Genomic DNA, 12,402 nt, shown 5'->3' with positions numbered 1-12,402 from the left:
TACGACTTTCGGCGCCCTAGCGATCCGGATGGAGGGGATCGTTCCCCTCGAAGAAAAAGTCGCCTAATCCCAGTGGGAGCGATTGATTGCCCAAGGCTCTCGCTCGCCTCTTGGATAATCCTTCCAGATCCAGCGCCTCTTCACCGAGCACGTTCATCACGGCTTCGCGCCAGGCGGCGTCTTTCGAGAGCGGGTGCGCGGCATCCTGCGAGAGCCGTTTGAGCGCATACTGCAGCAAGTGCAGGCCATCACGGACGGAAAACTGCACATTCAACTGATGGGCTTCCTGAAGAAAGTCGACGGTCAGCGCTAACATGTCGGCCGGAGCGAAGGGCAAGTGATACCGAAGAATGGCCAATTCATCATGTCGAGCCGGATAGGTCACGGCCAGCGTTGGTTGGAGACGCGAGAGGATATAATCGGGAACCTCGTATGTGGACGCATCCTCATTCATCGTGACACAGCAGCGAAAGTCTGGATGGGCCTTGACTAGAATGCCGGCCACGATGGACTCAATACAGCGACGATGATCGAGCAGCGCGGCCAATGATGCCCAGCTTTTTTCATTCATTCGGTTGCCTTCATCCAGCACGCAGACATTGCCCGTCAGCATTGCGGAGACGAGTGGAGAGGCGTGATAAGCAATCGTGCCGGACTCGGCGAGTACAGGGGTGATGAGAAGATCTTCCGGCCTGGTGTCGGCGGTACACTGAAAGACGTACAGATTCTGTTTACGCTCCCGCGCGCCCGACATCGCCAGCGTCGTTTTTCCAATGCCGGGAGGGCCCGTGATTCGGGGCGAGAGGGGTAGATCTTTTTCGTCGATGACGAGCCAGCACGCTAGGAGTTGCGTCAGGATCTCACGGGCGCCGATCCATTCTTGGGACGATTCGAGAGGCTGAGCCAAACGGAGCGTAACTCCATCGACCACAACTTCACGATGCGATTGCGAGGTTCGGGGCGTGTCCATCAGCGAGACCAGTAATTTTTCAAACCGTAACACAGCCTTCGTAAAGGGGTCAAACCGCCGAAGCCTGCAGCAGCCTTTGACTTTCATTGCCTCCGGCACTATTGTTATCATTCCCCGAGGAGAGTCGCGCTATCGGGTGGAATGGGTAGCCCGGGCAGGGCGAGGCCCCCTAGAAAAAAGGATGGAGAGACGATGAAAACGGGTGTTTCTCTGGCACTGTCCCTTGTGTGCACCATCAGTATCGTATCGACCGGCTGTGTGATGAAAGAGCAGTATGAGGCCGAAAAGAATCGCGCCCTCAATTTTCAGCGATTATTGGCTCAAGAAGAAAAGCGTACGGGGGAACTGGATGCGGAGGCCAAGCGACTGAAACGCGAGATTCCAGAGCTGGAAGCCAAAAACAGGGAGCTGACCGCGCAGCTGCAAGCCGTCCGAGAGCAGGCGTCACGGATTCAAGAAGAGAACGATGCTTTGCGGGAATCGGCTGCGATCAAAGCCAAAGAAGAGATGAATCGGTCTGATGCCAAACCCAAATCGCGCTCCAAAGCTGTGCCGAAGGTCAATCCTGCGCCTTCGTCCGCCGATCCACTGGGACTCGAGAAAGCGCCAGTTCCAATGGCTGACTTTCCTGATATGGAAAAGGGATCGCCGGTCTATCATAACGTCAAGCCTGGAGACACCTTGTTTCGGGTTGCGCGTCAGTATGGCGTGCAGGTGGAGCAAATCAAAGAGTGGAATCACCTTCGCGATACCCTCATCGAAGTCGGACAAAAATTGATTGTCGGGTATCAGTAATTCATGGGTACGGCCTCCTATTCCCTCAGCTTCGATGCGTTCAAGCGGCTCTCTTCAGAGGGGAATCTCATCCCTCTGTATCGAGAAATTCTTGCTGATTTTGAAACGCCCGTTTCGGCATTCACAAAGATCGACCATGGTCCTTCTGCGTACCTTTTTGAGAGCGTCGAGGGAGGCGAAAAGTGGGCCCGCTATTCGTTTCTCGGAAGCGGCTCCCCCGTGTTGCTTCAGGAGGACCAGGGTGAAATCGTCATGGCAAGAGGTTCCCGCGTCGAGCGGTTTCCTGTCAGCATGCGGACGGGCGAGACACCCTTGGATCGTGTACGGCAGGTCATGGGAAGGTACCGTCCAGTCACGGTGCCGGAGCTTCCACGGTTTGTCGGCGGCGCGGTCGGATACGTCAACTATGATGTGGTCCGCTACTTTGAAGAGATCCCGGCGTATCGGAAGCATGACCTAGGTTTTCCCGTCATTGCCTTTCTGCTGACTGATACCCTGTTGATCTTCGATAATATCGCGCACACGATTAAGGTCGTGGCCAATGCGCATGTCCCGTCCAGCAAGACGGCCGACGTCCGGCGTGCCTATGCCGATGCCACCTCGCGCATCGATCGCATGATTGCGCGGTTGAAGCGGCCGCTACGTCGGCAGCCGGTTTCTCGTCGCCATAAGCCGATGAGCTTTACCTCCAATATGAGCCGTGCCGATTTTGAAAAGATGGTGATGCGGACGAAGGACTATATCCGTGCCGGCGACATTGTCCAAACGGTGGTATCGCAGCGATGGGAGACCAGAATCCAAACCAGTCCATTCGAAATTTATCGTGCGTTGCGCCTCATCAATCCATCTCCATACATGTATTATTTACGGATTGGCGGCGTTGAGTTAGTGGGGTCATCCCCTGAGACTCTGGTTCGCTGTGAAGATGGACGTGTCTCATTGAGGCCTATTGCCGGCACCAGACCTCGCGGCACCACGGAACAGGAAGACCGGCTGTTGGAGCGTGAGCTTCAAGCGGATGAAAAAGAACGGGCCGAGCACGTCATGCTGGTGGACCTCGGACGCAATGACATTGGACGGGTGGCGAAGAAGGGAACAGTCGTCGTGGACGGATTAATGAAGGTAGAGCGTTACTCGCACGTGATGCACCTAGTGTCCCAAGTCAATGGGAGCCTGGATGAGGAGAAATCCTCTTACGATGTCCTCCGGGCGTGCTTTCCCGCCGGGACCGTCTCGGGCGCGCCAAAAATTCGCGCCATGCAGATTATCGAAGAGCTGGAGCCGACCCGTCGAGGCCCATATGCCGGCGCCGTCGGGTACTTCAGCTTCTCGGGCAATATGGATATGGCGATTAACATTCGCACGGTAGTCATCAAGGGCCGGCGTGCCTACATTCAGGCGGGGGCCGGAATCGTCGCCGATTCCGAGCCAAAGCGTGAATACGACGAAACCTGTAACAAGGCTCGGGCCATGATGAAGGCAGTGGAGTTGGCGGAGCGGGGATTGGAGTGAGCAACCATTCAGCGCATCCTCAGGGTGCATTCAATAGTTCCTCTCCGCGTCCCTTCATCGGTATTCGTTGACAGTCGTCAAAAAAGCGGGCGCCGAATCGGCGATACCCCCTTTTTATGCGCTGACCGACATCAAAATCCATCAGTTGGAAGGCGGCAACGAACCTAGGAAGCTGACGGATGGCCATGACCTCTATCTCAAAATTAGACCGAATGGATCGAAGGTCTGACGGTACCGGTATCGCATAGCCGGTCGTGGAGAATCTCCTTGCAATCGGCGAGTATCCTTCCATCTCCCTCCAAGAAGCCCGCAAAACACGAGATAAAGCCCGCGACCTTGTCAAACAGGCGTTCATCCCTCGCACGCCAGGCAGGAAATCCCTTGCTAAGCAACTTGCCAAGAACGTCAACACATTTGAATCCGTTGTCCGCGAGTGGTTGGGAAAGAAGAATGGCAGATGGGCACCGTACTCTCACAAGCAGGCGAATACTTGCTTGGAGAGAAATGCCTTTCCAAAGATAGGAAGGTTGCCGATACGAAGCGTCACGGCCTCTCACATTGTCCAAATTCTTCAGGACATGGAGAAACGAGGCGCGGAAACGTAGGCCATTCAACTTGGCAATGGTGTTCTGGCATTTTGCGTTACGCAAGTAGTCACACTACTCGCTGACCACGATCCAGCGACAGCATTAAAGGGCGCACTCCACCGGCCCAAGATCAACCTTAGTAGGCGGATGAGCCGGGATCAAATCGGAGAGTTCAAGTTCAGGCTTGCCGCCTACGCGGGAAATAGGACGACCGTTATCGCACTGCAGATACTGCTCTACAATTTTGTTCGGACTGTGGAATTGCGCCTGGCTGAATGGGCGGAATTTAATGATAAGGCCAGGATCTAGACAATAGCGGCAGAACGCATGAAGATGCGCCGTGCCACGCGGTCCTATTCCTTCTGTGGAGGCCGAACAGGAGGCCGAACGCCGACGGCATCAGTTTATGCGGTGCTGCGAGCAGCAGAGGCATCTCCCCTTCGCTCAGTGCCTGACCGCTACTTAGGAGCTGCTCGTGACCTTTTACCGATTTCCACCAAGCTCTCATCAGCCTTCAAGGCGGATGATGTAATCAACTTGGTGAATGAAGCCTTTAATTCCGACGCCTCCCTGTGCTCTCCTGTCAATCGTGTTCCTCATGTTCAAGCCTCGGTAGGAGAAGTGTTAACTGATGTCTACATCACCAGCCCCATCATTTAATGCGCCTGGCTTCCATGACGGTTGTGCGTCGGCCCATCACAACCGGAGGCGAGTTCATAAGCGAGAAGACGACAATCGGGCAAGCGATTTTGAAGTCACCGCTCTCGAAGTCGGCTTCGATATTGCCCTCATCGTTTTCATACTCGACGGCAAGCGCCACTTCGAAGATGACAATATTCCCTGGCGGGACGGCAAACATCGTCTTGTTGAGACTGACTCCAGCGGAGATGGCAATTGCATTCGTGTCCCCGCCAATGAACGTCTGAGCGTAGGCTCCAGTCTGTCCCAGGAACGCGGACTCATAATCGGTGGATGCGGCCTGCGGAAAGCCAAACCATAGCCCAAATCGGGCCGACGCTTGTACCCAACTAGTGTTCACCCCGATTGTCCAGGGGGCGTGTAATTTCAGGTGCCCGGTCGCTGACATGAAGGTGGATGCGCTGATCACGGCGTAGTCAGCGTAAGGGTTTGCCCAATAGAAATAGAAGCCCACCTTCTGCGTACCCTGGTATTTAGAAGTCGCAATCTTGAATTTTGCCCAGCTGCCGAACGGCACAGCAGCAGAATCCAACGCTAGCAGTGGCGTTGTCCAAATCAAAAACGGAGTATCCAGGCTGAAGGAGGGATAAGGGAAAAAATCGCCTTTGGACGCGAGACTCCGCAGAGCTTTGCTTTGCTCGAGGATTGAGGAATGGAGCGTATCCTTTTGCCGCGATGCTCGCTGTAGGGCATCAGCTTTATGCTTGCCAACAATGCGCTGTAGTTCGGCGCTTCTCTGTACTTGCAGGGCTTCAAACTTCTTCGTGTCCAGGCCCCCATTCCTTAGGAATTCGGACACCATCCTTTCCGACGCTCGGCGGCTGCTCACCAGTTTGGGATACTTCGCATAGTCTGGTCGGGATACGACCGGCTGTTTCAACCGCTCGGCTTCCACTGCAAGAATCGCTTTTTTGATATCCGCCTTGGAAATTTTCTTCATCCGATCCTCCTGATCATTCAATTTTTACCCTGACTAGTTGCGCCCTCACGTCGGAACCAGGACGCTTTTCAATCTCCTATCAGTCATGACGGGAACCGCCCTCGCTGTTGAGAGAGAGGACGCCCAGAGGCCTTCTATTGAGTTCTAAAATGAATACGAACCATCCATGTCACCTCCTCCATGCCACCAGCATCGTCCTATTCGCTAGAACACATATTGTGCGCGAAAAAAAAAGGCCGGCGGCATCCCGCCATGGTATTCCGAAGGCCGATACTACCCGATCCCGTATTTTAGAAATACTGTTGGGTCAGCACATTGATCAGATCGACGCCAACAAATGTTTTTGCTGGTGGCTGCGGCAGCGGAATGACATGGGTCCCTGACGCGTTATACACGGTGTAGGACTGAAAATGCGAGCTCTCGATCAAAATGCAAGCACTGGGCGCCGAGCATCCAGATGTCGCAGCCGTACTCAATAAGCTGGCCAGCCTCGAGGGCGCCGAAGAGGCATTGCTCGACGCCGAGATCAAATATCGAGACGCGCTATCCGTGTTCGAGCGCGCGTGGGGTCAGGATCATCCTCGTGTCGGATCGGTGCTCAATAATCTAGCCATTTTTCATGCCGACGCAGGTCGATACGGTGAAGCGAAACTCGCCTATCTACGCTCACTCTCAATCATGGAACAGGCGTTCGGGGCACAGCATCTCATGTCGTGACCATTTGGAGAATGGCGCGATGCTGTTGCGAGGAATCAGTCGACCGTTCGAAGCCGAGGTGGTTGGCCGCCCGCATTGCCGCCATCCGAACCAAGCAGATGCAATCGGCCCTCTGATGTGCCGCAGCTGGCCTTGACTATCAGGGCGCTGACCGGTCCCAAATGGCACCGGGTCATTGAACAAGTCATCGTCCGTGGCAGCTCGCCGGAATCGCATCGGATCTACCGGCATGCGCTTCACAGCGGTACTGTACCGGAACGTCGCGAAGAGCAAGCGCTACATGTGTAAGGCCGCTGATAGCTAGACACTTGAGTTCCACTGGCTCGCCTCTGCTCGATGTGCTAAAAGGGGCCCTCGGCCTTCAAAACCGGATCCCAACCGCGGAGGATTCGATGCTCACTCAAGAGTTTGCCAAGCAGTTTGCCAGCGACTGGATCGATGCCTGGAATGATCATGCCGTTGACCGAGTTCTGGCGCATTATGCGGACGATTTTGAAATGTCCTCCCCGTTGATCGTTAAGATCGCCGGCCAACCCTCCGGCAAGCTGAAGGGCAAGCACGCTGTCGGGGCGTACTGGCGTAAGGCCCTCGAGCAACTGGGGCCGATCCGCTTGGAGCTGCATATGACGTTGGTCGGGACTGACAGCCTCGTCCTCTACTATCGAGGACGCCGGGGGATGGCAGCGGAGGTCTTCTTCTTCAACAGCGCCGGACAGGTAACGCGCGCGGCCGCTCACTACGCGTAGCCGAGGAAGGCACGAATTGACAGGGGCATTCAGGTCATTGCCGCTATCCACGCCAATACTCAAACGGATCAAACAAGTCGCGTATTAAGTCCGCTCCTAGTCAGTGCTCACATCCGTCGTGATCCCGACGTGGGGGAGGTGGGGGACATCTATAGCAATGCATTGTCCTACCATGAAGTTCTTGCAACATGGCGTCCGCCTTCACCTTCCTAATCTTGCGCTAACTTCTGCCTCCTGTCGGCACGCCTGTTTTGTAGCTTTGAGTGTGGCTCCCATTCCGACGGTCTGATATGAGCTGAGGTCTAGGCTTTTGTTGGACGGCGGATATGATGCTCCCGTGCTGTCTTCCTACTCTAAAGGAAGACTCTCTGGTATTCCTGCGAGACCAAATTCTGGCTCTTCGTGTCCCAGTCGATTACAAATATGGCGGAACGTTCCGAGGACATAGACAGTAGCCGCCGCCCGTCTTTCACGACGACACTCTGGGCCTCAGTAAAATTGAGCGTACGGTCGGGCCCGGTCCGATTGCAAACCAAGAGCGGGAGTCCGGTATCGCGCGTACACCGCTCCCACTCACCGTTCGGGCCATGGAGTCCGGGCGCCCAGGCAGCCGCTGAGACTAAGAATTGAGCTTCCTGTGCTTTGAGGCTTTCAGCGATGTCCGGGGAAAATGCGTCGGCGCAAATGAGGATTCCGACAAGATCGAACGGAGGAACGGGAAGGGGAACGACGCGTTCCCCAGGATTCGACCACGACTCTGACCCGACACGGAGCGTATTGATCTTGCGGTGACAGCCTATAACAGTGCCGTCAGACGCGATGACGCAGACAGAGTTATGCAGCTTCTGAGTATGCGGGTCGCGTTCCGGAACGGACAAGAAGACCGTGACGTTCAGACGGGAGATCAAACCACAGACATGCTTCATCCAAGGATCCGGTTGAGGCACGATCCAGTCCGTGCCGATCTCGTCGGCGAAGGTGTAGCCAGTGGTGCTCAGTTCGGGAGTCAGGATCCATGCGGCGCGCCATTCCGCTGCGGTGACAAGAGCTTTTTCCAGGAGACGTCGGTTGTACGCTAGGTCGCCCGCTCTGGGCGCGAGATGGAGGAGGGCGATTCGCAACGTGCGAGTCGATCCAGCTTCGAGTCCTGCCGTATGGGCAATAAGAGTGCTCGCGAGGCCGCCCACGCTTGCCTGGAGAAATTGGCGCCGGTTCAAGTTCATCATTCCCTCATCGGCGGATGCAACATACCATCCAGCAGTGCGCAATTCCACTATGTCCCGAAGTGCGCTGCCGACTTGATGGACACTCGATTCGCTTCTGAATACAGAAGACTGATCGACAATGGACTTCAGACTTGACAGAACAAGTCCGCGTCCTCTACTGTGCGCCCGTAATACTCCGGTCTAAGGGAAGAGGGTGCAAACCTTCACGGTCCCGCCGCTGTAACTGGGGACACCGCCGACTATACCTGTCACTGTTCGTTCTCGCGAATGGGAAGACGTCGGCGGTGAGTGAACCAGGAGTCAGAAGACCTGGCTGGAGCTAAAGACTGCTAATCTTCCGTGGGGTGAAGAGAAGCGTGAGGATCGTGGCGGGAGTAATCCTCGAGGTCGCGTTTGCGAATCGACCCCGGGGATTTTTGATTTGTCCGCATTACGTCCTCGACCTCCCGGCCCTCTCTGCGGCGTACGTCTCATTAGATATCTGATTGCTCGCCTCGTTGGTCGGCGGTTGCTCACCAGAAACCGCGCTCGACCTACTAGACTGACCCATCTCCTTCGCCTTCAGTGTTCCATCTTTGTGCCCGTCCGCGCGCCTCTCGCGTGGATCGACCCAAACACGTGGTTTCCAAGGAATCGGGTGTTATTGAGAACTGGTAGGCGTCAATCTGTCCAGAACCTGGTTTGCGTGCGACCAGTCGCGTCGACGGGGCGGGTCATTTCAGCGACATCAAATTCGCTCAGCCTCCTCTGGAGTCCACGTCTGCGAGATGAACGAGAGGCCCTACGGGCAACAACGTTAACTGAAGGGAGAAGGAGGCTTGTAGTTGGTCCACTCATCGGATTTTTAGGAGGGTACGTAGTCATGGATTAAGAGGATTCTCAACGAGCTGCGGAAAGCAACAATCCGTAGCGCCGGGGAAGATGGTGCAAAACCATCACGGTGCCGCCACTGTAAGCGGGGAGTGACCTTGCCATAACGCCACTGTGGATGTCGATCCATGGGAAGGTGCAAGGAAGCGACGATCCGCGAGTCAGGAGACCCGGACTGCCGATATACCGTTCAATCCTTCGAGCATAAGGGGATGGGTATGACATATCAGATTGTGCGAACAGGGCTGATGATTATGTGTTGCTCCAGTGCGTGGTGGGCTCAGTGGGCGGCGGCCGAAGAACCGGCGGAAAAGCCGATCGAAGTTCAGGACGTCATCATCAGCGCGACAAAGACCCCGCTGCCTGCGAGCCAAGTGACGAGTGCTGTCGAGGTGATTACCGGAGAAGAGATGCAGCAAAGGAAAATCAAAACCGTCGTCGATGCACTCCGGCTTGCGCAAGGTGTCGTGGCATTTTCTAACGGTGGTCCGGGAACTTTGGCACAGGTGCGAATGCGCGGAGCAAGCAGCGCTCAAACCATGGTAGTGCTGGACGGCACCATCATGAACAGTCCGACGGATAGCGCCTTCGACTTTGCGAACCTGACAGCCGAGAACATTGAACGCATCGAAATTCTTCGGGGCGCTCAAAGCATGCTGTGGGGATCGGATGCGATTGGCGGCGTGATCAACATTATTACAAAGCGAGGCACAGGGAAACCGACCGTCAGTAGCTTTTTTGAGTATGGTTCCTTTGCCACCATTCGGGAAGGCGCACAAGCGTCAGGAGCCAGAGGGCCTGTCGATTTCTCGATGTCACTCTCGCGCTGGGATACGAGTAATTTCTCCGCCGTGAACTATAGACGTGGCGCGGCCGAACGAGATGGATTCCATAACTGGCAGGCTTCTTCAAAGCTGGGGGTGACTCTACCGAGAGACGGTCGGCTGGAATTTAGTCTCCGTTGGTGGAACTCAGACGTCAATCTGGACAGCGCATTCGGCAACAGTGCCTTCGATGTATTCGGTTCCAAGCAGACGAGCCGGAATCTGACCCTCAGTGCGAGGTACGAACAGCCGATCACTGCTTGGTGGTCGCAAAAGCTCACATTGGCCCAGACCGATCAACGGGTCTTATTTACAAGCGGGACGCTTCAGAGAGAGATCATGACTGGGGTCGTGAGTACACCGTTTCCCTCTCCATCCGATATCTCGATTTTGAATCATCGACTTGAATGGCAGCACAACTTCCAGATCGCGAAACCCTTGCTCCTAACAGCCGGATATCAATTCCGTGACGGACTGGGAAATGCCGGGTCATCCTTCGGCACTGACCAGCCTCAGAGAATTCTCAGGTCGAATGCCGGGTTTGCAGAAGCGCACGTGAATATTTGGGAGCGGCTGTTGATGACGGCCGGTGTACGGCAAGACAGCTACAACGTATTCGGGGACGCCACCACCTATCGCGTCACGGCGGGATATCTCATTCCCGAAACAGGCACAAAAATACGCGGTAGCTATGCGACAGGATTTCGCGCTCCATCGTTAAACGAATTGTTTTTCCAAAACTTCGGCAACCCCGATCTTAAACCGGAAAAAAGCAAAAGCATGGATGTGGGGGTGGAGCAGCGTCTGTTCAAGGATCGCTTACAGATCAACGCCGGCTATTTCTGGAATCACTTCACCGATCAGATCGTGAACGTGACGTCGGCCACGTGTCCTCCTGCCACCTTCGGATTCTGCCCTCAGAATATTCAAGAGTCGAGAAGTGAAGGGGTGGAAGCCGGTTTTCAACTGGCAGTGTTCAATAATGTTAGCCTGAAGGGCCAGTATACCTACACACAGACCAAGGATGTTTCAACCGGTCTTCGGCTCCCTCGCTGGCCCCTCCATCAAGCGAGCATCATTGCGGGGTATCAGCCCCTTGAACGTCTGCTTCTGAATGTCGAATATCGGTATGTGGGAACACGATTCAATGATACTGAGAATACGCAGAAGATGAGTCCCTTCGGAGTCGTGAATGCTCAGGTTACCTATAATGTAACCAAGCAGTTCCAAGTATACGGTCGCGTCGATAATCTCTTCAATGAAAAGTACGAAGAAATCCTCTTCTTCGGTACACCCATTCGGTCTGTCTACGGCGGCATCAGAGTGACGTTATAGGACTACCATGCCTATTAATATTTATTGATATATCGTAGGTCATGCCCCCTACCATGCGACTCAAGAAGACGGCGTTGTTTTTTCACGCCTTGTCCGACGAGAGACGACTGGCATTGCTCGACCGCTTGAAAGGCGGGGAGCATTGCGTCTGCGGACTCACGGATGCTATGAATCCCGGACAATCACGATTGCCATTTCATCTCAAGCTGCTCACGGATGCGGCGCTCCTTCGGGACCGTCGAGAAGGCCGAGACCGAGGGAGCTACTACCGCGTCAAGGGCAGGGACTGGAACGAAGTGATCGCGGAAGAACTTTCAGCGGCAGACGTGTTGTGAAACCCTACACCTCGCACCTGGCTCGAGGATTACCTGATCCGCTGCAGCAAGAACCCCGGTGCCAATAGTGCACGACAGCCCTCCTGGAGCATCACAGGCACCATGGATAGTGCGGCCACCGGATCGGCCCACCACCATCCCAACGTGGCGTTGAGGACTAGTCCGATCAGGAGGGTCCCGGACAAGTAGAGGGCGATTTGCGTTTGGCGAGTTTCGGCCTCCAAGGCTGCGCTCCCGAGACACTCCGCCACACGTCGCTTCGAGGCGGCAAGCCACGGCAATAGGGTGAGTGAACCGATGGCTAGGATGATGCCGATCCAACTCTCTGCCATCGTTCGATGCTCATCTTGTGCGCGTTCCGTTCAACGTGCCGTTTGGCCTTGCCGTCGTGCTCGGCCCGTAAGCGCCGGAGGGCAGCGAGACTACTGATGACCTCAATAGCCGAATCGAAGGCAAATCCGAGAAGGGCAATGCTGCCCGCGAGGAGAGCCGCAATGAAGCCGACGGTGGATTCGATTACGTTCCACCCGATCGTCAGATACTGTAACCATTGCCCGTGGCTGTTCGCCGCATCGGTGTTACACGGCATTCCCACGACCCTTCTCCGCTGAAGGAGCAGACTCCTCGGTCAATTGCGACTGCACGAGCTTCCGGCACAGCTGCATCGCGCGCGACTGGAGAACGAGACGTCGCATCACATTAAACGGTTTGCCTTCTCGGAGGTTCCTTCCGCACGGCATCGCAAGAATCAACCAAGTTGCGGATCGGTCGCCGAAGAGCAGCCATGTGTCACCTCTCTTGTCTCAACCGTACGTCGAGAGGGACGTGACCGACAAGGGGCGGTGA

Annotated in this window: 13 protein-coding genes and 2 riboswitches; of the genes, 8 read left to right on the top strand and 5 right to left on the bottom strand. The window is 55.4% G+C overall.

All coding sequences use genetic code 11. The features are described from left to right. Positions 1-16: 16 nt before the first annotated feature. On the bottom strand, positions 17-970 hold the full coding sequence (locus ACWHYZ_RS18080; protein WP_447987608.1) for an AAA family ATPase: 954 nt from the start codon (positions 968-970) through the stop codon (positions 17-19). Between the two features lie 192 nt (positions 971-1,162). Here ACWHYZ_RS18080 and ACWHYZ_RS18075 point away from each other — a divergent pair, with 192 nt between their 5' ends. The 4 genes from ACWHYZ_RS18075 (at position 1,163) to ACWHYZ_RS18060 (ending at position 4,173) form a co-directional block, all read left to right on the top strand. Beyond that, entirely contained in the window at positions 1,163-1,765 is a 603-nt protein-coding gene (locus ACWHYZ_RS18075; protein WP_447984067.1) for a LysM peptidoglycan-binding domain-containing protein, read from the top strand. A 3-nt stretch (positions 1,766-1,768) separates the two neighbouring features. After that, on the top strand, positions 1,769-3,277 hold the full coding sequence (gene trpE / locus ACWHYZ_RS18070) for an anthranilate synthase component I (protein WP_447984066.1): 1,509 nt from the start codon (positions 1,769-1,771) through the stop codon (positions 3,275-3,277). Between the two features lie 254 nt (positions 3,278-3,531). Then, complete coding sequence (locus tag ACWHYZ_RS18065; protein ID WP_447984065.1) at positions 3,532-3,882, top strand: tyrosine-type recombinase/integrase; 351 nt, start codon at positions 3,532-3,534, stop codon at positions 3,880-3,882. A gap of 129 nt (positions 3,883-4,011) precedes the next feature. Continuing rightward, positions 4,012-4,173 carry a hypothetical protein gene (locus ACWHYZ_RS18060; RefSeq protein ID WP_447984064.1) on the top strand — a complete coding sequence of 54 codons (162 nt, stop codon included), beginning with the start codon at positions 4,012-4,014 and terminating at the stop codon, positions 4,171-4,173. Between the two features lie 343 nt (positions 4,174-4,516). On the opposite strand, the gene ACWHYZ_RS18055 is transcribed toward ACWHYZ_RS18060, so the two are convergent. Continuing rightward, a complete protein-coding gene (locus ACWHYZ_RS18055) occupies positions 4,517-5,503 on the bottom strand; it encodes a hypothetical protein (protein WP_447984063.1) in 987 nt (328 codons plus the stop codon). 429 nt (positions 5,504-5,932) lie between these two features. On the opposite strand from ACWHYZ_RS18055, the gene ACWHYZ_RS18050 reads away from it, so the two are divergent. Continuing rightward, entirely contained in the window at positions 5,933-6,220 is a 288-nt protein-coding gene (locus ACWHYZ_RS18050; RefSeq protein ID WP_447984062.1) for a tetratricopeptide repeat protein, read from the top strand. A 392-nt stretch (positions 6,221-6,612) separates the two neighbouring features. Then, positions 6,613-6,966, top strand: coding sequence for a nuclear transport factor 2 family protein (locus tag ACWHYZ_RS18045; RefSeq protein WP_447984061.1), 354 nt, complete (start codon positions 6,613-6,615; stop codon positions 6,964-6,966). 353 nt (positions 6,967-7,319) lie between these two features. Here the strand turns inward: ACWHYZ_RS18045 and ACWHYZ_RS18040 are convergent, their stop codons facing one another. Continuing rightward, a complete protein-coding gene (locus ACWHYZ_RS18040; RefSeq protein ID WP_447984060.1) occupies positions 7,320-8,192 on the bottom strand; it encodes a carbon-nitrogen hydrolase family protein in 873 nt (290 codons plus the stop codon). Between the two features lie 160 nt (positions 8,193-8,352). Next, positions 8,353-8,523: riboswitch (cobalamin riboswitch) on the top strand. A gap of 536 nt (positions 8,524-9,059) precedes the next feature. Further along, a riboswitch (cobalamin riboswitch) is annotated at positions 9,060-9,252 on the top strand. Between the two features lie 28 nt (positions 9,253-9,280). Here ACWHYZ_RS18040 and ACWHYZ_RS18035 point away from each other — a divergent pair. Together ACWHYZ_RS18035 and ACWHYZ_RS18030 are read left to right on the top strand one after the other, a co-directional pair. After that, positions 9,281-11,221: a TonB-dependent receptor plug domain-containing protein gene (locus ACWHYZ_RS18035; RefSeq protein WP_447984059.1), complete on the top strand. Its 1,941-nt coding sequence runs from the start codon at positions 9,281-9,283 to the stop codon at positions 11,219-11,221. A 53-nt stretch (positions 11,222-11,274) separates the two neighbouring features. Continuing rightward, positions 11,275-11,556: a metalloregulator ArsR/SmtB family transcription factor gene (locus tag ACWHYZ_RS18030; protein WP_447984058.1), complete on the top strand. Its 282-nt coding sequence runs from the start codon at positions 11,275-11,277 to the stop codon at positions 11,554-11,556. 29 nt (positions 11,557-11,585) lie between these two features. Here ACWHYZ_RS18030 and ACWHYZ_RS18025 read toward each other — a convergent pair whose 3' ends face one another. Then, on the bottom strand, positions 11,586-11,888 hold the full coding sequence (locus tag ACWHYZ_RS18025; protein ID WP_447984057.1) for a hypothetical protein: 303 nt from the start codon (positions 11,886-11,888) through the stop codon (positions 11,586-11,588). Next, the gene (locus ACWHYZ_RS18020; RefSeq protein WP_447984056.1) at positions 11,858-12,145 is read right to left on the bottom strand and encodes a hypothetical protein; all 288 of its coding nucleotides are present in this window, start codon (positions 12,143-12,145) and stop codon (positions 11,858-11,860) included. The genes ACWHYZ_RS18025 and ACWHYZ_RS18020 overlap by 31 nt, the downstream gene beginning before the upstream one ends. Positions 12,146-12,402: the final 257 nt, after the last annotated feature.

It is taken from the genome of Nitrospira sp. Nam74, assembly GCF_965152615.1.
The sequence above is the reverse complement of the archived record's forward strand: the minus strand, read 5'-3'. Positions and strand labels throughout refer to the sequence as shown.